Origin of the sequence: Mariluticola halotolerans (assembly GCF_021611515.1) — a bacterium.
Lineage (GTDB): Bacteria > Pseudomonadota > Alphaproteobacteria > Rhizobiales > Devosiaceae > Mariluticola > Mariluticola halotolerans.
Window position 1 is genome coordinate 2,055,114 of record NZ_CP090960.1, and the last position, 25,234, is coordinate 2,080,347.

General features: G+C 59.0%; 25 protein-coding genes and 1 tRNA gene. 15 read left to right on the forward strand and 11 right to left on the reverse strand.

Features of this window, described 5'->3' with window-relative positions; translation table 11 throughout:
- Window positions 1-232 precede the first annotated feature (232 nt).
- Window positions 233-796 carry a ribosome hibernation promotion factor gene (locus L1P08_RS09845; RefSeq protein ID WP_303616846.1) on the forward strand — a complete coding sequence of 188 codons (564 nt, stop codon included), beginning with the start codon at window positions 233-235 and terminating at the stop codon, window positions 794-796.
- 20 nt (window positions 797-816) lie between these two features.
- A complete protein-coding gene (gene ptsN, locus L1P08_RS09850; protein WP_303616847.1) occupies window positions 817-1,284 on the forward strand; it encodes a PTS IIA-like nitrogen regulatory protein PtsN in 468 nt (155 codons plus the stop codon).
- Window positions 1,285-1,325: 41 nt separating this feature from the next.
- Here ptsN and L1P08_RS09855 read toward each other — a convergent pair whose 3' ends face one another.
- Together L1P08_RS09855 and L1P08_RS09860 are read right to left on the reverse strand one after the other, a co-directional pair.
- Window positions 1,326-1,625 (reverse strand): DUF1150 family protein, encoded by a 300-nt coding sequence (locus L1P08_RS09855; protein ID WP_303616848.1) that lies wholly within the window; start codon window positions 1,623-1,625, stop codon window positions 1,326-1,328.
- Between the two features lie 9 nt (window positions 1,626-1,634).
- Window positions 1,635-2,057: an Hsp20 family protein gene (locus L1P08_RS09860; protein ID WP_303616849.1), complete on the reverse strand. Its 423-nt coding sequence runs from the start codon at window positions 2,055-2,057 to the stop codon at window positions 1,635-1,637.
- Between the two features lie 118 nt (window positions 2,058-2,175).
- Here L1P08_RS09860 and L1P08_RS09865 point away from each other — a divergent pair, with 118 nt between their 5' ends.
- Window positions 2,176-3,033 carry a glycosyltransferase family 2 protein gene (locus L1P08_RS09865; RefSeq protein ID WP_303616850.1) on the forward strand — a complete coding sequence of 286 codons (858 nt, stop codon included), beginning with the start codon at window positions 2,176-2,178 and terminating at the stop codon, window positions 3,031-3,033.
- Here L1P08_RS09865 and L1P08_RS09870 read toward each other — a convergent pair.
- From L1P08_RS09870 to L1P08_RS09885, 4 genes are all read right to left on the reverse strand, one after another.
- Window positions 2,988-3,902: a ribokinase gene (locus tag L1P08_RS09870; protein ID WP_303616851.1), complete on the reverse strand. Its 915-nt coding sequence runs from the start codon at window positions 3,900-3,902 to the stop codon at window positions 2,988-2,990. The two genes, L1P08_RS09865 and L1P08_RS09870, sit on opposite strands and share 46 nt — an antisense overlap.
- Window positions 3,899-4,438 carry a DUF1697 domain-containing protein gene (locus tag L1P08_RS09875; RefSeq protein ID WP_303616852.1) on the reverse strand — a complete coding sequence of 180 codons (540 nt, stop codon included), beginning with the start codon at window positions 4,436-4,438 and terminating at the stop codon, window positions 3,899-3,901. Before L1P08_RS09875 ends, L1P08_RS09870 begins: the two co-directional genes overlap by 4 nt.
- A gap of 154 nt (window positions 4,439-4,592) precedes the next feature.
- Window positions 4,593-4,668 (reverse strand) — tRNA-Ala (locus tag L1P08_RS09880).
- A 130-nt stretch (window positions 4,669-4,798) separates the two neighbouring features.
- Window positions 4,799-5,197, reverse strand: a complete 399-nt coding sequence (locus L1P08_RS09885) for a TIGR02300 family protein (protein WP_303616853.1) — start codon at window positions 5,195-5,197, stop codon at window positions 4,799-4,801.
- Between the two features lie 215 nt (window positions 5,198-5,412).
- On the opposite strand from L1P08_RS09885, the gene aroA reads away from it, so the two are divergent.
- The 12 genes from aroA to L1P08_RS09945 all read left to right on the forward strand — a co-directional run bounded on the left by aroA (window position 5,413) and on the right by L1P08_RS09945 (window position 16,870).
- On the forward strand, window positions 5,413-6,768 hold the full coding sequence (gene aroA, locus L1P08_RS09890) for a 3-phosphoshikimate 1-carboxyvinyltransferase (protein ID WP_303616854.1): 1,356 nt from the start codon (window positions 5,413-5,415) through the stop codon (window positions 6,766-6,768).
- Entirely contained in the window at window positions 6,765-7,400 is a 636-nt protein-coding gene (cmk, locus tag L1P08_RS09895) for a (d)CMP kinase (RefSeq protein WP_303616855.1), read from the forward strand. The genes aroA and cmk overlap by 4 nt, the downstream gene beginning before the upstream one ends.
- A 225-nt stretch (window positions 7,401-7,625) precedes the next feature.
- Window positions 7,626-9,326: a 30S ribosomal protein S1 gene (gene rpsA, locus L1P08_RS09900; RefSeq protein WP_303616856.1), complete on the forward strand. Its 1,701-nt coding sequence runs from the start codon at window positions 7,626-7,628 to the stop codon at window positions 9,324-9,326.
- 88 nt (window positions 9,327-9,414) lie between these two features.
- Window positions 9,415-9,921, forward strand: coding sequence for a GNAT family N-acetyltransferase (locus L1P08_RS09905; protein ID WP_303616857.1), 507 nt, complete (start codon window positions 9,415-9,417; stop codon window positions 9,919-9,921).
- Window positions 9,922-9,998: 77 nt separating this feature from the next.
- Window positions 9,999-10,946 carry a signal peptide peptidase SppA gene (gene sppA, locus L1P08_RS09910; protein ID WP_303616858.1) on the forward strand — a complete coding sequence of 316 codons (948 nt, stop codon included), beginning with the start codon at window positions 9,999-10,001 and terminating at the stop codon, window positions 10,944-10,946.
- A gap of 46 nt (window positions 10,947-10,992) precedes the next feature.
- A complete protein-coding gene (locus L1P08_RS09915) occupies window positions 10,993-11,271 on the forward strand; it encodes an integration host factor subunit beta (RefSeq protein WP_303616859.1) in 279 nt (92 codons plus the stop codon).
- Between the two features lie 32 nt (window positions 11,272-11,303).
- Window positions 11,304-11,666, forward strand: a complete 363-nt coding sequence (locus L1P08_RS09920; RefSeq protein WP_303616860.1) for a lipopolysaccharide assembly protein LapA domain-containing protein — start codon at window positions 11,304-11,306, stop codon at window positions 11,664-11,666.
- A 19-nt stretch (window positions 11,667-11,685) separates the two neighbouring features.
- A complete protein-coding gene (locus L1P08_RS09925; protein WP_303616861.1) occupies window positions 11,686-12,342 on the forward strand; it encodes a phosphoribosylanthranilate isomerase in 657 nt (218 codons plus the stop codon).
- Window positions 12,343-12,367: 25 nt separating this feature from the next.
- Entirely contained in the window at window positions 12,368-13,582 is a 1,215-nt protein-coding gene (gene trpB, locus L1P08_RS09930) for a tryptophan synthase subunit beta (protein WP_303619539.1), read from the forward strand.
- A gap of 84 nt (window positions 13,583-13,666) precedes the next feature.
- Window positions 13,667-14,494: a tryptophan synthase subunit alpha gene (gene trpA / locus L1P08_RS09935; protein ID WP_303616862.1), complete on the forward strand. Its 828-nt coding sequence runs from the start codon at window positions 13,667-13,669 to the stop codon at window positions 14,492-14,494.
- 90 nt (window positions 14,495-14,584) lie between these two features.
- On the forward strand, window positions 14,585-15,553 hold the full coding sequence (gene accD, locus L1P08_RS09940) for an acetyl-CoA carboxylase, carboxyltransferase subunit beta (protein WP_303616863.1): 969 nt from the start codon (window positions 14,585-14,587) through the stop codon (window positions 15,551-15,553).
- 18 nt (window positions 15,554-15,571) lie between these two features.
- Window positions 15,572-16,870 carry a bifunctional folylpolyglutamate synthase/dihydrofolate synthase gene (locus L1P08_RS09945; RefSeq protein WP_303616864.1) on the forward strand — a complete coding sequence of 433 codons (1,299 nt, stop codon included), beginning with the start codon at window positions 15,572-15,574 and terminating at the stop codon, window positions 16,868-16,870.
- A 220-nt stretch (window positions 16,871-17,090) separates the two neighbouring features.
- Here the strand turns inward: L1P08_RS09945 and trxA are convergent, their stop codons facing one another.
- The 5 genes from trxA to tsaE form a co-directional block, all read right to left on the reverse strand.
- Window positions 17,091-17,414: a thioredoxin gene (gene trxA / locus L1P08_RS09950; protein WP_303616865.1), complete on the reverse strand. Its 324-nt coding sequence runs from the start codon at window positions 17,412-17,414 to the stop codon at window positions 17,091-17,093.
- A gap of 72 nt (window positions 17,415-17,486) precedes the next feature.
- Window positions 17,487-20,921, reverse strand: a complete 3,435-nt coding sequence (gene addA, locus L1P08_RS09955; protein ID WP_303616866.1) for a double-strand break repair helicase AddA — start codon at window positions 20,919-20,921, stop codon at window positions 17,487-17,489.
- Entirely contained in the window at window positions 20,918-23,971 is a 3,054-nt protein-coding gene (gene addB, locus L1P08_RS09960) for a double-strand break repair protein AddB (protein ID WP_303616867.1), read from the reverse strand. The genes addA and addB overlap by 4 nt, the downstream gene beginning before the upstream one ends.
- Window positions 23,968-24,693, reverse strand: coding sequence for a nucleotidyltransferase family protein (locus L1P08_RS09965; protein ID WP_303616868.1), 726 nt, complete (start codon window positions 24,691-24,693; stop codon window positions 23,968-23,970). Before L1P08_RS09965 ends, addB begins: the two co-directional genes overlap by 4 nt.
- Before the next feature lie 41 nt (window positions 24,694-24,734).
- Window positions 24,735-25,226, reverse strand: coding sequence for a tRNA (adenosine(37)-N6)-threonylcarbamoyltransferase complex ATPase subunit type 1 TsaE (tsaE, locus tag L1P08_RS09970; RefSeq protein WP_303616869.1), 492 nt, complete (start codon window positions 25,224-25,226; stop codon window positions 24,735-24,737).
- Window positions 25,227-25,234: the final 8 nt, after the last annotated feature.

Consider the following 25,234-nt stretch of genomic DNA (forward strand, 5'->3'; position numbering starts at 1 on the left):
GCGCCTGGCCTGATTTATTGTCAAAATTTGATGCTGACCCCCGATTTGCGGTTTTGTTGCAATTGCGATTGTCAACAGCATCGACTGCCCGCACAGCAGCTTTCGACCTTGTACTCGCCCCTTTGGGGGGGCTAATCTCGGTTTACGGGCGCTTCGGTGATTAGCCCGAGGCGGTCCGTACTTTGAAACAAGTCGAGGGATTGCCATGAATTTGCGTGTCTCAGGAAAAAACATGGACGTTGGTGAGGCCTTGCGCGAGAAGGCGCAGGATCATTTTGACTCCGCTGTCAGCAAATATTTTGACGGCGGATATGATGGGCATCTCACCCTCGAACCGGAAGGTATCGGATTCCGCGCTGACTGCGTCGTACATCTCGATACCGGCGTCATTCTGCATGCAAGCGCGTCAGCAGGCGATGCGACTTCCGCATTTGAGACAATGGCCGGGCATATCGAGAAACGATTGCGGCGCTACAAGCGCAAGCTGAAAAGCCACAGGCGCAAGGCGGATCCCAGTGATATCGCGGCGCAGGCCTATGTTCTGGCCTCCCCGGACAGCCGTGATGAGGTTGAAGAAGATTTCAACCCCCCGATCATTGCAGAAAGCACTTCAAGCCTCAGGACCATGAGCGTTGGAGAAGCGGTAATGGAGCTGGATTTAACCCAAACAGACGTCCTCGTCTTCCGCCACGCTGGACATGGCGGCATGAATGTGGTTTATCGCCGGGCCGATGGCAATATTGGCTGGATTGATCCAGCCATGACCACAGATCAGGGTCTCAAAGCTACCCCATAATCAGACTTAAAGGTTCTTTCATGGAACTCGCCGACATCCTCGCTAAGGGGTCAGTGATTGCTTGTGCAAAGGTTGCAAGTAAACGCCAACTTCTCCAGCTCCTGGCCGACAAAGCCGTTGATCTGGTGGGCGTGGAATCACATCAGATTTTTGAAACACTGGTGTCGCGTGAGCAATTGGGGTCGACCGGCCTTGGCAATGGCATTGCCATTCCGCATGGCAAACTCGAGGGCATTGCCGGCGTTACCGCCGTCTTTGCCCGGCTCGATCAACCCATCGATTTCGATTCGGTGGATGATCAGCCGGTCGATCTGGTAATCATGCTGCTGGCCCCTGCCGGGTCAGGCGCTGATCATTTGAAGGCCTTGGCCCGCGTTGCGCGCCTGATGCGCACTGACAACGTGACCGAGCAATTGCGCAATACGCGCGATACCGGCAAGCTTTACGAAATTTTGACGGCCCCGATCGAGGCAACAAACGCCGCCTGAGGCGTGAAGGGCGGCAGCTGATGCAAAGCCGCCCAACCAAACTAGTGCCGCTGCACCAGCGTGACGCTGTGGTCTTCGAGCCAGTCAGAAATAGCCTCGTCATTATCGGTGACAAGGACAGGCGCACCATCGGCGGCCACAACCATTTGTAGCATGGCATCGTCTGGGGCGACGTTTGCCTGCGGCACAAAGCGGGCAAGATCGGAAACCGAGATCGGGCGCGCAAAGACGATGGTTTCTGCGCCCAGGGCTGCAAATTCTTCATCGCTCATCAGCCGCAAGGTATCGGCCATCGCGTGCAGCGGGAAATTTTCGGTTTTGAAACCTGACTTATCGTACATTCCGGGCTCCTATTCCTTTACTTCTATATCGATGCGCCGGGCGGTTTTTTCAACTCTGGGTCGCACAGCCGTGATTTCAAGCAAACCGTCCCTGAGGAGCGCGCCATCAATCCGCATGCCTTCGGCCAGCAGGAATGTGCGCTGAAACTGACGGGTGGCGATACCACGATGCAGATATTGCCGTTCCGTCTCCTCGGCCTGACGGCCGCGCACGGTGAGCTGATTGTCCTCGGCGAAAATTTCAAGTTCCGCGCGGCTGAAGCCAGCGACAGCAATCGAGATGAGGAAGCGTTCATCGCCATCCCCCTCAATCTGGCGCTCGATATTATAAGGCGGGTAACCCTCTGCGGCCTTGGCCAGGCGGTCAAAGCGCTCTTCAAAAAGATCAAAGCCCAGAAGAAACGGGGCGGAAAAAAGCGATACACGCGACATACAGTTTCGTCCTTGCAGCAAGCGACTTCGCGCCGGCCCAACAATAGGCACCGGCTAGCAAAAGTGATATGGGGACAAATATACAGCGCTTCAAGTGGGGACAAAGGATCCGCACCTCGTGAGAGATACCATCTCAATTGTCATGCCGGCCTATCGGGCGGAAGCCACCATTGTCCGGGCGGTCGCAAGCGCTTTGGCCCAGAGCCACCCGCACTGGGAATTACTGATCATTTCGGACGACCAGACCGATTACAAGGCCGTGCTGGCCCATGCCGGGATTGCCGATCAACGGCTTCGATTTTTGACGACCGGGGCAATTGGCAGCGGCTCTTCTGCGGCGCGGAATGTTGCTCTGGATGTTGCCACAACCCCGTATGTCGCCATCCTTGACGCCGACGACGTTCTGCACCCGGAAAAACTGGAACGCGCTCTGGCAGTGTTGCCGGAATATGGCATTGTTTCAACCGCGTTGCAGGTGATGGGCGCCGACATGTCCCCTTTGCGTCAGGTCGGGGCAGGACCAGATTGCATACTTGATGCGGGCAGCTACAAATTTACCAATTTTTCGATGGATTCGATGCTGGTTTATGACCGTGAAAAGGCGGACCCACGTTTTGACGTCGAGCTGATGCGCCTGACAGACATCGATTTTCTGCTCAAATTGTTTGCGGTCAACCCACAGTGTTTCCATTTGGGCGCCCCGCTGCATCAATATGTGAAAGAACCCCAATCGGTTTCCAACAGACCGGGCGCCAGCGCCCGTTTGATCACGGCCAAGGCGCAATTGCTGCAGCGTTTGCGCAATGGGCATTACCCACTGGCTGACCCCGGCGGGTTGGGTGGCATGATCCGGTTCTGGGAGATATCCCAGCGCGCAGAAGAAGCCTACGCATCGCGATTGGCTGCCAATCCGGGCTTGCTGTTTGAAGATCACCTCGAACCGCGGCTCAAGGCGGCATCCACTTCCGATGCATAAGGAATGGCGGGCTGCGCGCCTGGCTTGAGGCATGCCAGGGCACCAGCCATAGCCGCTCTTTCTAGCGCGGTTTGCAGATTGTCTCCGGCGCCCAGCGCGGCCGCCAGATAGCCACAAAAGGTATCCCCTGCCCCAACCGTATCCACCGGTGTGATCTTGGGGGCCTCGGCAAGCAGAAGCTCGCCCGATTTTGTCGCCGCCACGGCGCCATCGCCGCCGAGGGTTACAATGATGGTCTGGGATTTTGCTTTGGCCAGGCTGATAACAGCGTCAGTCAGCGCCTTACCTGCGACCTCGCGGCCGATGAGCAGCGCAAATTCGGTTTCGTTGGCAACGACAATATCTGCCTTTTCAGACAAGCTGGCGCTGTCTTTTGTGAATGGTGCGGTATTAAAGACTGACGTGACACCCGCCGCGCGGGCTGCATCGAGCGCTGCGGCATTGGTGGCGGCTGGAATTTCCTGCTGCAAAACAATGACGTCGCCCTTTTGCAGTGCTGCAACCGCTGTCCGCGCCATGGTTTCGTCGACCAGCGCATTGGCGCCGGGCACTACAACGATCATGTTCTCACCATCACCACCAACCAGGATCACGGCTATGCCGCTGGCGCCGGTCAGTTTGCGTACGCCGCTCAGGTCCGCGCCATCACGGGTCAATTCGGCCAAAGCGCCCGCCGCAAAAGCATCATCACCCACTGCGCCAACCATACGCATTGGTGCACCGGCCCGCAGCACGGCGACAGCCTGATTGGCCCCTTTGCCTCCCGCTGCGGTGGCAAAATCGCTCCCGCCAACCGTTTCTCCCGGCGCGGGCAGGCGCGATGCATTGGCAGTGAGATCGAGATTGATCGAGCCTATAACTGTGATCATGTGGTTTTTTCTTCCCGGTCGATAAGGCGCAGAACCGTGTTCCAGTTCCGATTAGTGATATAGCGGCCAAATGGCTTGGCGATCATATCGAGCCCGGGGCCAAAACGACCATTGGGCAGGCGATAAGCTATGGCGTATATCTCATAATCATCAAGGCGGGTCACCTCGAAATCCCCCGCCACGCCATGGGGGTGTGGCAAGAATTTCCCTAAAGGGTCACCGAGTATGAAAACGTAGAATTTTATATCAGTGTCAGGCTTACGCCCGCCAAAGGGATCACTCTGCACCATTGCGCGCAGGTCTTTTAGCGAACGCAGCATAATTTCGGCCTTGAAGCCGAAATCCGTTTCGATCTGATTTTCAAGACGGGAGACAGTTTGAGGGCTTTTCTCGCCATCGAAAACGACGTTGCCGCTGGCCAGGAAGGTTTCGGCACCTGGAAAACCGGCCCTGGCAAAGCTTTGGCACAAATCCTGTTTGGTCATGGTGCGCTTGCCGATATTGACGCCCCGCAGAAAGGCGAACAGACGGGTCATTTTTTTCTGCCTCCCTCTATCACATCCGCTGGCGTGGTCGCGTCTGCGGCTTTTTTTTTAAAACCCAGTCTGCACGCGAGCATTGGCGATGCAAGCGCAAGCGGCTAGCGTCGTCGCCAGCAGACCTTGTTGATAATTTTCAGGAAGGTAGAAATGGTGGAGCCAGACGGAATCGAACCGACGACCTCTTGCATGCCATGCAAGCGCTCTCCCAACTGAGCTATGGCCCCATATTTTTGGGTCGTATGCGTCCGGGAAAACCTCCCCGAACGCCGCGCAAACTAGTCAAGGTCCCAGCTCTGCGCAAGCCCCTATTTCATGCAAATTTCACATAGGGGCCAGATTGTTGAAAAGCGATGCCTAGGTCTCTTCGTTATCGGTAGAAACGTCGAAGTCCAGATCGTCGTCATCGTCGTCATCGTCTTCCAGAAACGCGTCGTCGTCACCGCCGAGTTCATCATCGACTTCCACATCTTCCACATCAGGGATGACATCGTCGTCGTCATCATCATCATCGTCATCATTGCTCTCGGCATCGTTGAGCGAAATGACTTCCGCACCAGCAGCGACAGCTGCGGTATCGGTCTCGACAACTTCTTCGACTTCTTTTTTCTCTTCTGTCACCGGCAACGGTTTGGCCATTTCGACCAAGAATTGCTTACCGCAATTCGGGCAGAGAATGGGGTCGCGGTTGAGATCGTAGAATTTGGTGCCACAGTGCAGGCACTGGCGCTTTGTACCACGGTCGAGACTGGCCACTCTTCATTCCTTTTATGCGTTATTCCGGTAGGCGGCTGCCTTGTTCAGCGCCGCAAGAAATTTCGGTTAGAGGAGAAAGCGGCCCCATGTCAAACCCAAAATGTCAAAAACCCAAACCAGTTCCCGGGCGCATGGCTGAAGAAAGCTAGCCCCGTGCCCCACTTCATGCTAATTGCAGCCCGCCCGAACGAATTGAACAATATGATGTTTATCCCATGTCGCATGACCTGAATACACCCAGACCAACCGCTGCAATTAACGCTGCACGACCGCTTGCGGGAAATATCCGCGTACCGGGGGACAAATCGATTTCCCACCGCGCCCTGATGTTTGGCGCCCTGGCCGAAGGCGAGACGGTTGTGGAAGGTCTGCTGGAGGGCGACGACATTCTGGCAACCGGACGGGCGATGGCCCAGCTGGGTGCCAAGGTGGAGAAACGCGACGACAAGTGGCACGTCGAGGGCGTGGGCAAGGCCGGATTCAAGCCGGCAAGTGAGGCACTGGATTTCGGCAATGCGGGCACGGGCGTGCGCTTGTGCATGGGCCTGATCGGGGCCTATGATTTTGAGACCCGGTTTACCGGCGATGCGTCCCTGCGGTCGCGGCCGATGGGGCGGGTGCTCGATCCGCTGCGCGCCATGGGCGTTGAAGTGATTGAAGATCATGACGGCAAATTGCCGATCACCCTGCGTGGACCGCGCACACCGCGGCCGATTGAATACACCGTGCCAATGGCCTCGGCACAGGTTAAGTCCTGCGTCTTGCTGGCGGCGCTGGCGATCCCCGGCAAGACCGTTGTGATCGAACCGGTCAAGACCCGCGACCACACGGAAAAAATGCTCAAGGGTTTTGGGGCTGATCTGACCGTGACCGAGATTGAGAACAATGTCTTGAGAATTGAGATTACCGGCCAGCCGGAACTCACCGGGCAGGAAGTTGTCGTGCCGGGCGATCCCAGTTCTGCGGGTTTTCCGCTTGTTGCCGCCCTGATCGTGCCCGGTTCGGATGTGGTTATCGAAAACGTATTGATGAACCCGACCCGAACCGGCCTGTTGCGCACATTGATGGAAATGGGCGGCAATATTGAAATACGCAATCTGAGACAATCAGGTGGCGAAGAGATTGCCGATTTGCGGGTGCAGCATTCGGAACTGCGCGGCGTTGTGGTGCCGCCCGCACGGGCACCCTCTATGATTGATGAATATCCGGTGCTGGCTGTCGCTGCCGCTTTTGCACGCGGGCGCACCGAGATGCGCGATATCGGCGAATTGCGGGTCAAGGAAAGCGACCGGCTGGCGGCCATGGCACGCGGGCTTGAGGCCAATGGTGTTGATTGCCGCGAGGGCAAAGACTTTCTGATCGTTGAGGGGCGCGGCGAAGTGCGCGGCGGCGGTACGGCTGAAACCCATCTGGATCATCGCATCGCCATGAGCTTTCTGGTGATGGGCATGGCGGCCAATGAGCCGGTTGTCATTGACGACAGCAATATGATCATGACCAGCTTCCCGAGTTTTATCGAAGACTTCACGCGCCTCGGCGCCGAATTCGACATGCTGGAGACGCCGGTTTGATTATCGCGGTCGATGGGCCCGCCGCCTCGGGCAAAGGCACGCTTGCGGGCCTGATGGCGGACCATTACGGCCTGCCGCATCTCGATACCGGTCTGCTCTATCGTCAGGTAGGCATGTTGTGGCGGCCATTTGAGCATGACGCCGATGCGGACGCACGCGCGGTCGAGATCGCCCGCGCCCTCGATGCCAGTTCGCTTGACGCTGACGTGCTCGGTACGGCTGAAAATGCGCAGGCCGCCTCAAAAGTGGCAGCGCTCCCCGAAGTCCGGCAGGCATTGCTGCAGTTTCAGCGAGACTTCGCCAATCAACCCGGCGGGGCCATTCTGGACGGGCGCGATATCGGCACAGTGATCACCCCTGAGGCCGATGTGAAGATTTTTGTCACGGCCAGCGCGGAAACGCGTGCGGGACGCCGGGCCAAACAATTCGAGAAACGCGGTGAGACCATGGATTTCGATGCACTGATCGCCGATATCCGTGAACGCGATGCCCGCGACAGTGGACGCAAGGATGCGCCGCTAAAGCAGGCCGAAGACGCGCACTTGCTTGATACGACCGATTTGAGTATAGAAGCCACACTCCGTGCTGCGGTCGCGATTGTCGATGCGGTCATGGCGCGCAAGGCCGAGTAAGGGCGACCTTTCTCAAATTCATTCCTTGCGGTCATAGGACCCTGAACGACAATGTTTCCGGACCACACCCCGGGCGATGGATGCAGGCGGAAAAATAGACAGACCATATTCTGGCTTACAAACCCACACGCCGGGTCGTTTTGGCATTTGCCGAACGGGACGGGGTTTGGCGGCATTGCATGGTTTTTTCAATCTCAAACAGCCGGCGTGACAGATGGAGCTTTAATGGCACAGCCAGAAATGACGATGGAAGATTTTGAATCCCTGTTGATGGATTCGTTTGTTGACAACGAGCCGCTTGAAGGCGCCGTGGTCAAAGGCCGGGTGATGGCAATCGAGAATGATCTCGCCATCATCGATGTGGGACTGAAGACTGAAGGCCGGGTCCCGTTGAAAGAATTCGGTGCTGCCGGACGTGATGGCACCATCAAAGTGGGTTCCGAGGTCGAGGTCTATGTCGACCGCGTCGAGAATTCCATGGGTGAAGCCGTTCTCAGCCGCGAGAAAGCTCGCCGCGAAGAGAGCTGGGTGCGCCTTGAAGTGCTGCACGAGAAGAACGAGCGCGTTGAAGGCACGATCTTCAACCAGGTCAAGGGCGGCTTTACGGTTGATCTTGACGGCGCGATCGCCTTCCTGCCGCGTTCGCAGGTTGATATCCGCCCGATCCGCGACATCGGCCCGTTGATGAATGTGCCGCAGCCGTTCCAGATCCTCAAGATGGACAAGCGCCGGGGCAATATCGTTGTTTCGCGTCGTGCCATCCTCGAAGAGAGCCGGGCCGAGCAGCGTTCTGAAATCGTTCAGCAGCTTGAAGAAGGCCAGGTTGTCGACGGCGTGGTCAAGAACATCACCGATTACGGTGCGTTTGTGGATCTCGGCGGCATTGACGGCCTGTTGCATGTCACCGACATCGCATGGCGTCGTGTGAACCACCCGACCGAAGTGCTCACCATTGGTGAGACCATCAAGGTGCAGATCATCCGCATCAACCACGAGAGCCATCGTATCTCGCTCGGCATGAAGCAGCTTCAGGCCGATCCCTGGGATGGCATCGATGCGAAATATCCGGTCAATGCGCGCTTTACCGGCCGTGTTACCAATATCACTGACTATGGTGCATTCGTTGAACTTGAGCCGGGCATTGAAGGCCTGATCCACGTCTCTGAAATGAGCTGGACCAAGAAGAACGTGCATCCGGGCAAGATCGTTTCGACTTCGCAGGAAGTTGACGTGATGGTGCTCGAAGTTGATCCCGAGAAGCGTCGTATCTCGCTTGGCCTCAAGCAGACCTTGTCGAACCCTTGGGAAAACTTCTCCGAACAGTTCCCGATCGGTGCTGTCATCGAAGGCGAAGTCAAGAACAAGACCGAATTCGGCCTGTTCATTGGCCTCGAAGGCGATGTGGATGGCATGGTCCATCTCTCCGATCTCGACTGGCAGCGTCAGGGTGAAGAAGCCCTTGAGGACTACAACCGTGGCGATATCGTCAAGGCGAAGGTTCTCGATGTTGACGTCGACAAGGAACGCATCTCGCTTGGTATCAAGCAGCTTGCTTCTGATGCCGCGGCAGACAATGCCGATGCCGGTGGCCTGCGCAAGGGTGCGATTGTCACCTGCACCGTGACGGCCATCAATGATGGCGGCGTTGAAGTGCAGATCGGCGAGACGGAAGTCACAGCGTTCATTCGCCGTGCCGACCTTAGCCGTGACCGTGCCGATCAGCGGCCTGAGCGTTTTGCCAAGGGCGACAAGCTTGATGCCCGCATCACGCAGTTCGACCGCAAGACTGGCCGCATCACCCTCTCCATCAAGGCGCTGGAAATCGCCGAGGAGAAGGAAGCCGTGGCACAGTACGGTTCCTCGGATTCGGGCGCTTCGCTCGGCGACATCCTTGGTGCCGCTTTGAAGGATCGCGACGACCAGTAGGTTTTTCGCAACCTTTGAGAAAAAATCAGGCCCGCATTCGCAAGAATGCGGGCCTTTTTTTAGAGGCCATCTTTTGAGGGAAGCTGAATTGTCCGCCAATGCGACTGCCACTTGGCGCCCGATGCTCGCCGCCGATATGAGCGAGGTCATCGCCATCGCTGAAATCGTACATCCCGACTATCCGGAAGATGACGCTGTGCTGGCCGAACGCCTGATGCTTTATGCGCCGGGCTGCTTTGTTCTTTCGCAACGCGGCCAGATTGCCGGATATCTCCTCAGCCATCCATGGATCTACGGTAACCTGCCAAAACTCAACACCCTGCTGCAGGCATTGCCGCAAGACGCCGACACATACTATCTGCACGATATTGCGCTATTGCCCGATGCACAGGGACAAGGCGCGGCAAGCGCCATCACCACACGATTGGCCATCCATGCCGGGGCTGCGGGCTTTGCCCATATCAGCCTTTGCGCGGTCAATGGATCAGCACGGTTCTGGCAGGCCCAAGGCTTTGCGAGAGCAGAGGTGCCGGGCGTTGACGCCCATTTGGCAAGCTATGGGGCAGATGCGGTATTCATGGCGCGGGCGCTGTAGAGAAAAGGCTAACCTTGTTTTTGAGCCGGTTCCAGCTTAATCCCTAGGGCCACTTAATGCATTTCGCGGATGTCAGCATGTCACTTTCCGAGGATCCCGTACACGTAATACCGGCGACGACCCAGTTGCGGCGGTCACGGTCGCGCTGGCGCATTATCGCCTTTGTGGCGCTGGCGATTGCCGTTTTGGCGCTGGTCGGCCGGTTTGCGCTCAGCGCTTATGACGGCGACACAGCACAGATTGCCCGGGTGCGGATCGAGGGCGCTATTACGACCGATGCAGCGCGATTGCATGTGCTCAACAAGCTGGCTAAGAGCGAGAAGGTCAAAGCGGTTATTATCAGCATCAACAGCCCCGGCGGCACCACAGCGGGCGGCGAAGAGCTTTATGAGGCGATCAGCAGGTTGCGTGAGGAAAAGCCGGTTGTGGCCGTCATTGAGGAGCTGGGGGCGTCTGCCGCCTATATGACGGCGATCAGCACGGACCGGATTTTTGCGCGCCGCCTCTCCATTGTGGGATCAATCGGCGTTTTGATGCAGCACGTGAATGCGGGCAAATTGCTGGATACGATCGGCATTTCAATGGACAAGGTGCAAACCGGCCCTTTGAAAGCGGAGCCGGACATCAGCGATCCGCTGGTTGGGGAAGTGCGCGAAAGCCTGCAAGCCCTGGTGGATGACAGTTTTGAATGGTTTGTGGACATTGTTGCGGAACGACGCGACATGCCCCGCCCGGCCGCACTGGCGCTGGCTGACGGCCGTATCGTGACAGGACGAATGGGGCTTGAAAACGGCTTGATTGACGCGATTGGCGGCGAAGCGGAGGCCATTGCCTGGCTGGAAAGCGAAAAAGACATCGCCCCTGATCTTGCCATTGTGACGCAATTTCCACCGGCGCTGACCGAATTTGAACGCATAACACACTATTTTGGCTCTCAAATTCGTGCGATGGTGGGTTTGGGGCCCGAGAACGGCATGACGCTTGACGGGCTGGTTTCGCTTTGGCAGGTTGCGCCATCCAAATGAAAGCCTGTCGAAATTCAGATGCCAAGCAGAACGGTCGGGGGCAACGATGATTAAGTCGGAATTGATCCAAAAACTCGCGGAAGAAAATCCGCATCTGTTTCAGCGTGACCTCGAGAATATCGTCAATGCCATCCTTGATGGGGTTGGGGATGCGATGGCGCGCGGCGACCGGGTGGAATTGCGCGGCTTTGGTGCTTTTTCGGTCAAGAACCGCCCGGCCCGTATCGGCCGCAACCCGCGCACCGGCGAGCAGGTTAGCGTTGGTGAGAAATATGTACCGCAGTTCAAGGCGGGCAAGGAAATTCGCGAGCGACTGAACAAGTAGCTCGCCATCCAGAACCCTGGGGCACCTGATATATGATCAAACGCATTGTGGGCTGGTTTGTTCTTGTGCCCTTGTGTGCGATTCTGATCGTTTTCGCACTGGCCAACCGTCATGCCGTGCCGGTGCGGTTTGACCCGGTTTCACCGGGCAGCCCGCTGATTGCGGATGTGAACACCCCTCTTTTCATTGTTATTTATGGCATGCTGATCCTTGGTGTGCTGCTGGGCGGGTTTGCCGCCTGGCTGGCGCAGGGGCGTGTGCGGCGCGAGCGCCGCCGCTTCAAGCGCGAGAATGACCGACTGACCCGCGAACTGGCCGAAGCCCGCCGGGCACCGCGACAGAATGCAACGGACCGGGCGCTGCTCGGCCCAGATGATTTACTGGAAGACGAATAGGACCTACGGACCCAAGTCCATGCCTTACAATCCCATCATTAAGATCTGTGGCATCAAGACCAGCGACATGTTGAATGTCGCCATTGATGCTGGTGCCGACATTGTCGGTTTTGTGCATTTTCCCAAAAGCCCGCGCCATATCTCAATAGACGAGATCGGTGTGCTGATATCGGAAGCCCGCGGCCGGGTAGAGACAGCGGTGTTGACGGTTAACCCGGACAATTCGCTGATCGCGGAAATTGCCATGTTTGACCCGGAATGGCTGCAATTGCACGGTACGGAAAATGTCGGCCGGGTGGAATCCATCCGTGCCGAAGGCGGTGTGCCGGTGATCAAGGCGCTGCCGATTGGCGCGGCGGAAGATGTGGCGACCGTTGCGCAATATGAAAGTGTTGCCGACCGGATTCTGCTTGATGCCAAGCCGCCAATGAATGCCTCACGGCCAGGCGGGCTTGGGATTACATTTGACTGGGCGCTTTTAAACTCGCTTGACCCGTCATTGCCATTTATGCTTTCGGGAGGCCTGACGCCGGAAAATGTGGCGGATGCCGTGACCAAGGTGAAGCCCTTCGGGATTGACGTTTCGTCCGGTGTCGAGCACGCCAAGGGCGAAAAGGATGCGGGAAAGATCCAAAGCTTCATCGCCAACGTAAGAACGGCAGCAGCCAAAGTTTGAACCAGAAGGATAAGCCGACGTGACTATGACCGGAGCCAATTCATTGCGTAACGGACCGGACGAGCACGGCAAGTTCGGGATTTTCGGCGGACGTTTCGTCGCCGAAACGCTGATGCCGCTTATTCTGGATCTGGAAAAAGCCTATCGCGACGCCAAGAACGACCCCGCTTATGCCGCCGAGATCGAGGATTTGCACACCCATTATGTGGGTCGGCCCTCGCCGCTTTATCATGCCGAGCAGATGAGCGCGGAACTGGGCGGCGCGCAGATTTATTTCAAACGCGAAGACCTCAACCATACCGGCAGCCACAAGATCAATAATTGCCTTGGGCAAATCCTTTTGGCTAAGCGCATGGGCAAGACACGGATTATTGCAGAGACGGGTGCGGGCCAGCATGGCGTCGCCGCTGCAACGGTTTGCGCGCGCTTTGGCTTGCCCTGTACTGTCTTTATGGGCGCGACCGATGTGGAACGGCAGATGCCGAATGTGCTGCGCATGAAAATGCTCGGCGCTGAAGTACGCGCGGTGACAGCGGGCGCGGGCACGCTGAAAGACGCAATGAACGAGGCCCTGCGTGACTGGGTTACCAATGTCGACAATACCTATTATCTGATCGGCACCGCTGCCGGGCCCCACCCCTATCCGGAAATGGTGCGGGATTTCCAGGCGGTGATCGGCACGGAATTGCGTGAGCAGATCGTCAAACAGACAGGCCGCCTGCCGGATGCGCTGGTGGCTTGCATCGGCGGTGGCTCCAATGCAATCGGCACATTCCACCCCTTCCTTGATGACCCGGATGTCAAAATCTATGGCGCGGAAGCGGGCGGGCACGGGATTGACACCGAGAATGGACACGCCGCCTCGATGACCGGCGGACGCCCCGGCGTTTTGCATGGCAACCGTACCTATCTGCTGCAGGACAATGACGGGCAGATTCTGGAAGGCCATTCGATTTCGGCCGGCCTTGATTATCCCGGCGTCGGACCTGAACATTCGTTTCTGCGCGATAGCGGGCGGGTGAACTATGTGCCCATTACCGACAATGAAGCTTTGGAAGCGTTTCAGGCCTGCACAAGGCTTGAGGGGATTATTCCGGCGCTGGAGAGCGCCCACGGGCTGGCACAGGTGATGAAGCTGGCACCGAAAATGGGCAAGGACGAAACCATCGTGCTGTGTCTTTCGGGGCGCGGCGACAAGGATGTGGAATCGGTAGGGCGGCATCTGGGTCTGGATCTCTAGCCGCCTGATGTTGACAGCGGCGCTCCCCTCCCCCTACATCCTCGCCGAAGATAACCGGCCTGCTCTCAAAGGATTTTTGCCGACATGAGTACAACCCGTATCGATGCGCGCTTTGCTGAATGCGCCGCTTTGGGCCGGCCGGCACTGGTGACCTTTGTCACGGCCGGAGACCCGGACCTAGCGACCGGCCAGGCCATTCTGGACGGGCTGCCGGCAGCAGGTGCCGACCTGATCGAACTGGGCATGCCGTTCTCCGACCCGATGGCCGATGGCCCGGCGATCCAGATGGCAGGCCATCGCGCCCTCGCTGCCGGCCAGACGCTGAATAACACCCTTGAAATGGTCAAAGCCTTCCGGGCCAAGGACGACAAAACCCCGATCATTTTGATGGGCTATTACAATCCCATCTATATCTTTGGCCCCGAGGCCTTTGTGAGCGCAGCCAAGAGCGCCGGCGTTGACGGGTTGATCATTGTCGACCTGCCCGCCGAAGAAGATGATGAACTCTGCCTGCCCGCCTTGGCCGCCGGGTTGAACTTCATTCGCCTGACGACACCAACCACCGATGACAAACGTTTGCCGACCGTTTTGAAGAACAGTTCCGGCTTTGTCTATTATGTGTCGATGAACGGCATTACGGGCGGTGCGATCAAAAGCCGCGCCGCGGTAGGCGATGCCGTCAAGCGGATCAAATCGCATACCGACCTGCCGGTAGCCGTGGGTTTTGGTATCAAGACCGCTGAAGATGCTGCCGAAATTGGCCGGGATGCGGATGGCGTTGTGGTGGGCACCGCATTGATCAATGCGATCGCGGAAACGCTTGAGAATGACAAGGCCACCGCTGGAACCGTGGAAGCGGTGCATGCGCTGGTCAGATCGCTCGCAGATGGTGTCAAACGCGCCAGAAGCTGATATAATTCACTTTAATGACTATATAGAACCCAGCATACCGTGCCCCCGGGCGCGGGTAACACAGGTTCAACAGGTAGGCTTTAGCGGCTCATGAACTGGATCAACAACGTCGTCCGTCCGAAAATCCGTTCTTTCCTTAACAAAAGGGAAGTGCAGGAGAATATGTGGGTGAAATGCCCGGAATCCGGCGAGATGGTATTTTACCGCGATCTCGAGGCCAATCAGTGGGTCGTGCCCAATTCCGGCTATCACATGAAGATCAAGGCGCGGGACCGGCTGGCGAATTTCTTCGACGAAGGTGCCTATAGCGAACTTGAACTGCCGCATGTTGCGCAGGATCCGCTCAAGTTCCGCGATACCAAGCGTTATACCGACCGGCTCAAGGAATACCGGACGCGTACCGGCAATGAGGATTCGGTTATTGCAGCGAGCGGCACCCTGCTTGGCAACAAGGTTACGGTTGCGGTGCAGGATTTTGATTTCATGGGCGGATCGCTCGGCATGGCTGCCGGTTCGGCCATTGTGGCCGGGCTTGAAGCGGCTGTGCGCGACAAGACACCCTTCGTGATGTTTGCCGCCTCTGGTGGCGCACGGATGCAGGAAGGCATTCTCTCCCTGATGCAGTTGCCACGCACAACGATTGGCGTGCAGCGCCTGCGTGAGGCGGGCCTGCCCTATATCGTTGTTTTGACCAATCCCACGACCGGGGGCGTCACCGCCTCCTATGCGATGCTGGGTGATGTGCATATTGCCGAGCCGGGCGCGCAGATCGGCTTTGCCGGGGCACGCGTGATCGAGCAGACCATTCGCGAAAAACTGCCCAAGGGCTTCCAGCGTTCCGAATATCTTTTGGAGCATGGCATGGTGGATATGGTTGTGCACCGGCATAACCTGCGGCCGACCATCGGCTCGCTGATTGGCATGTTCATGAAGGCACCCGCACCTGCCGGCACCGATATCGTGGTGGCCAACAATAATGTGTCCTTACGCGATGTGGTTGTTGCGGCGGAAGGTGATGATGATCTGGTCACCGCGCCAGAGGCCGCGCACGCCGAGTAAAAGCAGGACGCAAGCGAATTGAGCCGCACCGACGCAATCCTGCAGCGGCTCTTGTCGCTGCACCCGAACAAGCTGATCGATCTAAGCCTTGTGCGCATAAAGCGCCTCTTGGCCGATCTGGGGCATCCCGAACAAAAGCTGCCACCGGTAATCCATGTGGCCGGCACCAATGGCAAGGGCTCGACCATTGCTTATATGCGCGCCTTTCTGGAGGCGGCGGGCCAGCGGGTACATGTTTATAACTCACCCCATCTGGTGCATTTCCGTGAACGGATAAGGCTTGCGGGAACGCTGGTCAGCAACAAGCAGCTCAATGCGGCGCTGGAGCATTGTGAGCGGGTCAATGCGGGCAAGCCCATCACCTATTTTGAAATAACGACCGCTGCGGCCATCTATCTCTATGCACAAGTGCCTGCCGATTACCTGCTGCTGGAAGTGGGATTGGGCGGGCGGTTTGACGCGACCAATGTCATTGATCATCCGCTCGGCACGGTGATCACCCCGGTCTCAATTGATCACGTGGAATTTCTCGGCGACAGCCTTGCGGGCATTGCGCGTGAGAAGGCCGGTATTCTCAAGCGTGGGGCATCGGCGGTTGTTGCCCGACAAGCCGAAGAAGGCCGCGCCGCTATTGACGAAGAGGCGCAAAAGCTGGGCGTAACGCCCTATCATGCAGGTCAGGATTTTGACGGTTACCAGCAGAACGGGCGGCTGGTCTACCACGACGAGGATGGGTTGCTCGACCTGCCAAAGCCGAAGCTTTTAGGGCCATTCCAGTTTGACAATGCGGCGCTGGCCATTGCCGCTATGCGGCATTTCAAGCTGCCGGTCACGCCCGCGCAGATTGCCGAGGGGCTGGGCGCGGTTTATTGGCCCGCACGCATGATGCCGCTGAAAGCCGGCGCCTTGCGGGACTTATTGCCCGAAGGCCATGAACTCTGGCTTGATGGCGGACACAATGCCGCCGGGGGCGGGGTGGTGGCGGAAGCCATGCGGCAGATGCAGCGCCAAAGCGCCAAGCCGCTGGTGCTGATCATGGGTACATTTGCCAACAAGGACGCCAAGGGTTTTCTCAGCCATTTCGGCGACATGCCGCACAGCGTGTTGACGGTGCGTATTCCGGGTGAACGCGCCTCCTGGACCGCGCGGCAACTGGCTGACCTTGCCAAAGCGCAAGGGCTTGATGCGCGCCCTATGCGCTCGGTCAAAAGCGCTTTGGCGGAAGCTGCGAAAATTGCGGATGCGCGCGTGGTGATTTGCGGTGGGCTTTATCTGGCCGGGCATGTGCTGGCGCAGAACAAGACACCTGTGCATTAGAGCCGTTCAGATTTTGATGGAAGCCCTTCGTCGTCGCCAGGGGCACAGCGCCGTGGCGATCCAGAGCCACAAGTTCCGGTGTTCGTCGCTCTGGATTGCCGCGCGCCTTTGGCGCTCGCAATGACGGGTCGGTATTTCAAGGCCTTAATGTTGCAGATGCATAAAGGCCCCAAAGCTTGTGCGTTGGGGCCTTTAAAATTTCAATTGCCGCTCTGAGCTATCAGGCCGCGTGACCTTCCAGCCATTTGCTGAGGCCTGCCTTGGGGGTACCGGCACCAACCTTCATGTCCGCAGCTTCACCATCCTTGAACAGGATCATGGTCGGGATGGAGCGCACACCATATTGGGCGGTGATATTGGGGTTCTCATCAACGTTGAGTTTGACGATCTTGACCTTGCCAGCCAATTCGCCCGACAATTCCTCCAGTACCGGCGCGATAGCCTTACATGGCCCGCACCATTCGGCCCAAAAGTCGACCAGAACCGGCTCGCTGGAATTGAGCACTTCTTGCTGAAAATCTGCGTCTGTGACCTGTGTGGTCATGGCGTTTCTGCCTTTCGATGAAATAATCTGTTGCACTCAAGCTAGGTAGAGTCGGGCCTTAGTTCAAGTCTGTCACACAAGGGTGAAGCTTGCGGTTGCGTCTTCGAGCAGATTGGCGGGTATTGGCATCAGGGTTTCCGTTGCCGTCCAGAAAATAGCTGCATCGATTCTACGCGGCGCGAAAAGTTTTTTCCCAACCAGCGTATAGAGCCCCAATTGGGTGATGTAGCCGGGGGCAATGTCTTCAGGTCGCTCAGCCGGGACCGCATCCGACTTGAAGTCAACTGCAAGAACATGGGTATCGGTGACTACGAGACGATCAATGCGCCCGGCAATGCGTTTGGGTGCCCCCGCTTTTTCGGCCGCTGCCAAAAACGGCACTTCGGCACGGCTTTGCGGGCCGAATAGTTGCGTATTTTGCGGATTGTCGAGAATCGACAGGGCCTTTTGCGTCAGGGCGATGTGATGTTGCGGATATTCGGGCAGAAGCACGTCGAGCGCGCGCGCAGCGACCTGTTCGCGCATGGCCGGATCCAGCCTACTGAGGTGCTGCAACAGGGCGTGAAGCGCAATGCCCTGTTTGCGGGCCCGTTCTGCGTCGACAACCGCCTCGGCAGCCGTCCCGAAAATCGCCTCATCGCTATCGTCGGCGGTGGAGGGGTGGATGATTTCGGGCACAACTGGCAGCGGCAATAGCGGAACCTGATAGGCCGTGCGGGCACTGACGGCCGGGGTCGCCTTCTCGACAACGGGCGCGGGTGCGGGGCAATTTGCCGGGAAGATCAGGCCGGGTTCGTCGCTTAATGGGGTCGGACAGGGCGCGCTTTCGGGCGCCAGGGCTGCCGCCATGGCATCATACCATGTGCCCTCAAGCTTGCCCTCTTTGGTCAACATGCCGGTGACATAGAGTTCATCTTCCGCACGGGTCATGCCAACATAGAGTTTGCGCCAGTATTCGGCGCGCTGATTGGCTTCATCGGCATCCCTGAAGGTCAGGGTTTCGGCGACATGGTCTTTCTTCGACGACGCATGGATCAAGAGCGGGCCGGGGGCGTCGGGGACAAGATAGACCGGCTTGCCGAGCTTTTGCACATTGGGGCCGGTGGCCGCATCGGCGAGAATGACAATCGGCGCTTCAAGCCCCTTGGCGCCATGGACGGTCATCACCCGGACGCCACTGCCTTTTTCAGCCAGTTCACGCTTGATGGAGATATCGCTTTTGCGCATGGCCGCGAGAAAGCCCTGCAGGGAGGGCTGCGGCGCCCGCTCATGAGCCAAAGCCAGATCGAGAAACTCGGCCAGCACATCGTCCACTTCCTCGCCCAGTCGGGCGTGGAAGCGCTTGAGGCCCTGATCGGCGTAGAGCACTTCGGCAAAAAACTCGAAAGGCCGTTCGAAATCGAGCCGTCCGCGCCAGCGCTGCAACCGTTCGGCGGCATCCCGCGCTTCAGGGAAGTCAGCATTGAGCAAGGCGCGCCAAAGGCTGATTTTTTTCGGACGCCCCGCAGCAAGGACATAAAGGTCATCCTCCGAAATATTGAACAGGGGGGACCGCAGCACCGCGGCAAGGTTGAGATCGTCGGCCGGGTTCAACAGGATATCGGCCAGTGCCAGAAGGTCGAGCACGGCGATATGGTTTGAAACCGGGAGCCGGTCGGATCCCGGACTGGGGATTTGTGCGCGTTTAAGAGCGCGGATGATTTCCTGAAACAATGCGCCGCGCGACTGCACCAGAATGAGGACATCATCGGGGCTGACGGCGCGCTTACGCTGGGCGAGCGGGCGGGCGGTGCTGGTCCATTCGGTGATTGCCGAGGCAATGCGCTCGGCAACGATGCGGGCGGCATTGCGCAGCTCGAGAAAATCCTTGTCGACCGGCCAGCGGTCAGTTGGCAAATCGATATTTTCCTGCCGTACCGGCGGCCAGAGGGTCACCGTGCCGCCCTTGTCGGTGCGGGCGCTCTCATGACCATCGAGCGGGCCCTCAGCCAAGAGGGCGGCGGCTATTTCGGGTGTCGCACAGACCTTGTCGACGGCATCGAGCACACCGGGCAAGGTACGGAAGCTGGCCTTGAGACGGACGTCATTCCAGACCAGATCGACGCCACGGGCGCGCGCGCCCAGCTCCCGGCCGGTCTCACTGAACAATCTGGGATCTGCGCCCTGAAAGGAGTAGATCGACTGTTTCTTGTCGCCCACGGCGAACAGGGTGCGCGGATATTGCACGGCTCCGGCACCATGAAAAAATTCGTCGGAGAGAGCACGGACCACGGCCCATTGCTCGGGATTGGTATCCTGGCTTTCATCGACCAGAATATGGGTGATATTGGCGTCGAGCTTGTAGCGTACCCAGTCGCGGGCGCCGCTGTCATTGAGCAGCGTGCCCATGCGCTCGATCAGGTCATTAAAATCGAGCAGGGCACGGGCGCGTTTTTGCGCCTTGTAGCGATCGAAAATACTGCCGAGCACATCAATCAGCGCTTCCGAACGCGCAACCAGGCGCGCGGCTCTCATCCGGTCGACCAGCCCGGCCAGCCGCTCTGCTTCGGCGCGAATGCGCTCGCCAATGCCGCCTGCGGCCTGCATGAAATCCTTTTTCGGGAAACTGCCCTTCGGCACCAGCCCATCGGCGGTGAGAAAGGCTTTAAGGATCAGGTCCGGATCGGGATTGCGGCTATCGATACGGGCCAGCTTGTCTTCGAAACGGGATTTCGCCGGGTCCGGCTGACAGACGGCAAATACGTCCGGGTAATGGGCAGGCGGCAGAATGGCCCCGCTGACGATCTCGGCGCGGATGGTCTCCATGGTTTCGCCCTGCCGGTGCCCGACAAGATGGCGCAAATGCTGCTTGGCCGCTGCCCGGTCAGCAAGGATCGGGGTCAGGTCACTACCGGCACCAATGGCATTGGCCACGGCACTTTCGATCTGGCTGTCACTCATCAGGTTGAAAAGGGTGGCAACGGCCGGGGCTGCCGGGCCGCGTCCCTCGAGCCCTTCGGCCATAACCTTATCGCGGGCGGCACGGATCAGTTCAGCCTGCTCACCTTCTTCAATGACGGCAAAGCCAAACGGCACCTGCGCTTCAAGCGGGAAGCGATGCAAGACGCTTTCACAAAAGGCGTGGATGGTGTTGATCTTCAAGCCACCTGGGGTTTCGAGTGCGTGACCGAAAAGGGTGCGGGCCCGCAGCAGCATATCCGCATCGGGCTGCCGTTCATCGATGGCGACGAGAGCCTTGACCAGTTCTGGCTCTTCCATCACCGCCCATTCGCCGAGACGCAGCGACACACGGCGGCGCATTTCGGCGGCAGCGGCCTTGGTATAGGTCAGGCAGAGCAGGTTCTCGGGCGCAACGCCTGAGAGCAGCAAGCGCAATACCCGCTCGGTCAGCACATGGGTTTTGCCCGAGCCGGCATTGGCCTCAACCCAGGCGGAGGCCGAGGGATCACCGGCGCGGCGCTGGCTGGCGACAATATCGGGTGTGGGGCGGGCGGCGCGTTCGTTCATTCGCCCTCCTCCCCGTCGGCCAGCGTCCATTCGCCTGTGCGGGCCAGATGATCGTAAGCACCGGTATGGCGCTGTTTGGGATTGGGGAAAATCCGCGCGGCCATCGGATGCGTGTCGCTGAGCAGGTAAGCTTCAACCTGCAAGGCCAACCGCCGCACCACTTCGTCGGTGGCCGAACCGATATCGCGCTCTTTGGCGGTGACAAAACCGCGCGGCACGAATGCCTCCGGCCCTGCGCCGATCTTTATATACGTGAGGGCGCTGGCATTGGCCGGACTGACGCCCTCGAACGCGCCCTCCCCGGCCATTGCCGCTTCAAGCAGCAATTGCGGGGCGGTGAAATCGCGCATCGCACCGGCATCGGGCACGGCTCCGGTCTTGAAATCGATAATCTCGAGACTGCCATCGGCCAATTGGTCAATCCGGTCGGCCCGGCCGCGCAGGGTAAAAATCTCGCCGGCAACCTGGAATTGCCACTCGCCCTTCAATTCGGCATGGCGGCGGGCGACGGCTGGGGCCCGGTCGCGCTCAAAGCTCAAGAAACCTTCGGCAGCGGGGCGGAAACGCTCGCGCCAGAGGGTGCGTCGCTCAGGCAGGGATTCCAGCGCTGCCAGATGTTCATCGGCCAGCGCCATCAGGATATCGAGGGCATCCGGCGCGGCGACATCATGGCCGCGTTCGACAAAATCGCCGAAGATCGCATGGATCAGGGTGCCGCGTTCACGGGCGTCCGGATCGTCGCCAAGCGGATCGAGCTGGCGCAGCTTGAGGACATATTTCGCATAGAGATCGTAAGGGGAGCGCACCAGGGTTTCGATCTCTGTGATCGACAGGCTCCTCGGGCGGGTGGCGGCGGGGGGCGCTGGGGCCGGACGGGACGATGGCTTTGGCTCGCCGGTAAAGTCGAGGTCGCGCGCCCGCTCAACCCAGACTTGTCCTTTTGCCGCCAGTGCGCCAGCCGCATCTAAACCTATAAACGCTTCGAAGCGCTGCAACAGGCGCGAGGCGACGGCCGGCGAGGTGCCGACACGCTCGGCGCGGGTGATCAGCACATTGGCATTGCCGAGCGCCATCTCGAAATCCAGCGCCGCCTGGCCCTGACGCCGTTCGGGTGGCTCCAGCCCGGCGGCAATACGCATGGCGCGGCTGAGCCATGGCCCGGGATCGGCCGGTTCCGGCCAGACCCCCTCGCTCAGGCCCGCCAGAATAATCAGATCAGGGTTTTGCAAACGGGCCTCGAGTTGGCCCCAAATAGCGATGTCCGGCCGCGCCGCGCGGGGCGCGCGGACGCTGGCACTTGCCATCAACCCCTCAAGGGCGAGCTCAATGCCATGGGCGGAAAGGCGCGGCCCGCGGCCGGTCTCCGCTTTCAGCGCATCGAGCCAGTCGCCAAACTGGCGTTGTTCAGGCCAGAGTTCGCCATTGCTGTCGTCGGCAAGAGCGGTGATCGCTTTCATGCTGTCGCCGAGCGCCTGCGAGAAATCGGCCACGCTGAAAAACCCGGCTTCGAAGAGATTGCATAGCGGCTGAAACGCCCGCTCAAGAGCCTCAAGCAGCGCTGTCACGCGCAAGCCATCAGCGGCGGTGAGTTCGAGCGGCACGTGATCGATTTGCCTGGCAAGATTGGCTTCAAGCCGGGCACGTAATCCGGCAATGCCGGGCGCGGGACGCTGGCCGCGCAACAACGCTGCTTCCAGCATATCGGCAACCGTGACCAGTTCGGCACGTTTCAACCCAAGGCCTGTGCGCTTGTTGCGCAGCAAGGCCATAAGATCGACAGGCGCGAACTGATTGGCCGTCAGCGCCAGGGCCTGCCGGGCAAGACGGCCAATGCGGCTGTGAAACAGTGGCGTGCCGGCGCTGTCATCGACTTCGATTTCAAAACGTCCCAGTTCGGCAGCGATGCGGCGCGCCAGATTGCGGTCAGGCGAAATAATGCCGACCGCTTGATGCCGGGCCAATGCATCATGCGCCGCCAGCGCAATGGCGCGGGCCTGTTCCTCATCAGTCCGGGCGATTGCAATCGATATGCCTTCGAGCGCTGCGGGCAATGCCGAGGCCAATGCCGCACGCTGGGCTGCCCAGTCTTTGGTGAAATCGGCCAGAGCCAGAGACTGGCGCACAAGCGTGGTGCGCGCGGCAGGCTGGGATGCCAGTTCCTCAACATATTGCGGGCTGGTGCCGAGACGCTTTAAAAGCTGTGCCAGACCATATTGCGGGTGACCGTGGGGGGCGCGCGCGGGATCGATCAGCGCGGCAAAGGCTTCTCCCTCAAGGGTTGTGTCCAGACCGGGCAGAACCAGCACACCGCGCTCAAGGCGGGATATGGCCTTGAGCAGTTCGGCTGTGGCCGGCACCGAGCCAGTGGACCCGGCGGCAATTACCGGGCGGTCGCCGAAAATCACCGGCGCGGCACCCGCCTGACGGGCCAGTTCGATATTCCGTCTTGAAGCGCTGTCAATGCCGCCGAGATCCTCGCGAATGGCGGGCCAGACCTCAAGCGCCAATTGCAGGAATTCCAGTGTCGCCTGCCAGTTGGCGGCCAGGTTTTCGGGCGCGATGTGACGCAGATCAGCGGGACTGACATTTTCGATATGGCAATCATCGATCAGCTCGGCGAGCGAATCGGCGAGGTCGAGAATTTCACCGGCGCTGGGCGGCGTTGAAAAGCCGGAGAGGCCGGGAATTTCACCCTGCTTTTTTACCCAGGCCTCGACCAGTTGCGCGAGGGTGAGCTTGCGGCGCAGGGACGTGATTGCTTTGGGGATCGGCGGGGCTTCGAAGGGTGGGAGAAAGGGTTCTTCTTCCTCGGGCGCACCGCCAAAGGTGCGAATATCGGGCAGAAGCGCTGCTCCCCCCAGACGTTCGGCAAAGGCTTCCGCCAACACCAGCCGGGCGCGGCGGGTGGGCAGGATGATGGTCACATCGCTCAAGCCGAACGGGGTTGAGGCGTCCCATCCGCCCAGCAGTGTACCATCGCACACCCGTTCCACAAGTGTTTTGAGAAATGGGGCATGCGGGGCAATGGAGAACAGGTTCTGCCGGCTCATTTGTGCCGGTCCCGCAACATGGTGTCGATTTCGTCCAGGGCTTCAGGATCGCCTGCATGCAACCAGGGGGCATTAAGCAGAACACCGTGCAGACGACCCAGATCACCAGCTTTATAGAACAGATCAACCAGAGAGAACGGCCCATCAGGCGTGTCGGCGAACAGGCTGCGCCGGATCAGCGCCACACCGGTGTAGATGACGGGCATGCCGCGATCATTGGTGATCTTTTTGTCGGGAGCCAGACAAAAGTCGTGACTGCGGCGAAAGCCGAGCGCACGGGCCGGATGGGCGCAGAGCAAGACAATATCGCTCTCTTTTGAGAATTGCTGTTGCAAACGCGCAAGCGGCTTGTCGTCGCCCGTGGGCCAGAAAGCGTCGGCATTGGCAATCAGCACCGGATCGCTGTCGAGCAGCGCGAGCGCCTTTTTGACGCCACCGCCCGTGTCGAGTGGTTGGTCAGGCTCTTCGGAAAGCTGGAATTCGGCGAGCGGAAAGCGGCGCTGGAGTTCAGCAACATGCGCTGCAATCTGATCGGCATGGTAGTGGGCGTTGACGGCGAAGCGGTTGCAGCCCTCGGCCATGCAATTTGAGATGACATGATCGATCAACGGACGCCGCCCGGCTTCCAGCAAGGGTTTAGGCGTGGTCTCGGTCAATGGCAGCATGCGCCGGCCAAAGCCGGCAGCCAAAACGACTACATCTGGATTCTTTGTCTCGCTCATTGCGGAAGATGAAAGCCCGAGGGACAGGTCAAAGTCCAGCCCTAGTTGGCGCTTGAGGTGGGTAATCCCGCCTTGTCGGCCTGTGCCGCCAGCTGGCGCGCAGTGCCGGTAATCGTGATTGCGGCAATGCGGCCATCGCTGTTGGGGCCCAAAGCCAGATTGATGACGATTGCCGCCTTGTCATTCAGCTCGGGCGCACGCTCGGGCCATTCGACCAGAACAATGGCATCGGTGTCATCAAGAATACCAAGTTCATCGATCTCCCGCGCATCGGCCAGCCGGTAGAGATCGGCATGCAGAATGGCCTGTTGCCCGGCCTCGTAAGGTTGCACAAGGGCAAAGCTTGGCGAGGGTACGTCGAGCGCGGGGTCCCCCGTCAGGGCGCGGATGGTGGCGCGGGCCAGGGCAGTTTTACCCGCCCCCAGCTCTCCGTTGAGCAACACGATATCGCCCGGGCGCAGGTTATCGGCCAGAAGCGCGCCGAGCCTTGCAGTGTCCGCGTCATTGGAGAGAAACAGGGAGAGATATTCCATGGCGCCTG

What these genes read in the sequence shown, in the direction of transcription:
- trpB (WP_303619539.1), top strand. Translation starts at nt 12,368, where the DNA reads ATGACCGGAGCCAATTCATTGCGTAACGGACCGGACGAGCACGGCAAG.
- accD (WP_303616863.1), top strand. Translation starts at nt 14,585, where the DNA reads ATGAACTGGATCAACAACGTCGTCCGTCCGAAAATCCGTTCTTTCCTT.
- L1P08_RS09870 (WP_303616851.1), bottom strand. Translation starts at nt 3,902, where the DNA reads ATGATCACAGTTATAGGCTCGATCAATCTCGATCTCACTGCCAATGCA.
- L1P08_RS09925 (WP_303616861.1), top strand. Translation starts at nt 11,686, where the DNA reads ATGCCTTACAATCCCATCATTAAGATCTGTGGCATCAAGACCAGCGAC.
- tsaE (WP_303616869.1), bottom strand. Translation starts at nt 25,226, where the DNA reads ATGGAATATCTCTCCCTGTTTCTCTCCAATGACGCGGACACTGCAAGG.
- L1P08_RS09920 (WP_303616860.1), top strand. Translation starts at nt 11,304, where the DNA reads ATGATCAAACGCATTGTGGGCTGGTTTGTTCTTGTGCCCTTGTGTGCG.
- L1P08_RS09915 (WP_303616859.1), top strand. Translation starts at nt 10,993, where the DNA reads ATGATTAAGTCGGAATTGATCCAAAAACTCGCGGAAGAAAATCCGCAT.
- L1P08_RS09965 (WP_303616868.1), bottom strand. Translation starts at nt 24,693, where the DNA reads ATGAGCGAGACAAAGAATCCAGATGTAGTCGTTTTGGCTGCCGGCTTT.
- sppA (WP_303616858.1), top strand. Translation starts at nt 9,999, where the DNA reads ATGTCACTTTCCGAGGATCCCGTACACGTAATACCGGCGACGACCCAG.
- L1P08_RS09845 (WP_303616846.1), top strand. Translation starts at nt 233, where the DNA reads ATGGACGTTGGTGAGGCCTTGCGCGAGAAGGCGCAGGATCATTTTGAC.
- L1P08_RS09875 (WP_303616852.1), bottom strand. Translation starts at nt 4,438, where the DNA reads ATGACCCGTCTGTTCGCCTTTCTGCGGGGCGTCAATATCGGCAAGCGC.
- addA (WP_303616866.1), bottom strand. Translation starts at nt 20,921, where the DNA reads ATGAACGAACGCGCCGCCCGCCCCACACCCGATATTGTCGCCAGCCAG.
- addB (WP_303616867.1), bottom strand. Translation starts at nt 23,971, where the DNA reads ATGAGCCGGCAGAACCTGTTCTCCATTGCCCCGCATGCCCCATTTCTC.
- rpsA (WP_303616856.1), top strand. Translation starts at nt 7,626, where the DNA reads ATGGCACAGCCAGAAATGACGATGGAAGATTTTGAATCCCTGTTGATG.
- trxA (WP_303616865.1), bottom strand. Translation starts at nt 17,414, where the DNA reads ATGACCACACAGGTCACAGACGCAGATTTTCAGCAAGAAGTGCTCAAT.
- ptsN (WP_303616847.1), top strand. Translation starts at nt 817, where the DNA reads ATGGAACTCGCCGACATCCTCGCTAAGGGGTCAGTGATTGCTTGTGCA.
- aroA (WP_303616854.1), top strand. Translation starts at nt 5,413, where the DNA reads ATGTCGCATGACCTGAATACACCCAGACCAACCGCTGCAATTAACGCT.
- L1P08_RS09855 (WP_303616848.1), bottom strand. Translation starts at nt 1,625, where the DNA reads ATGTACGATAAGTCAGGTTTCAAAACCGAAAATTTCCCGCTGCACGCG.
- trpA (WP_303616862.1), top strand. Translation starts at nt 13,667, where the DNA reads ATGAGTACAACCCGTATCGATGCGCGCTTTGCTGAATGCGCCGCTTTG.
- L1P08_RS09860 (WP_303616849.1), bottom strand. Translation starts at nt 2,057, where the DNA reads ATGTCGCGTGTATCGCTTTTTTCCGCCCCGTTTCTTCTGGGCTTTGAT.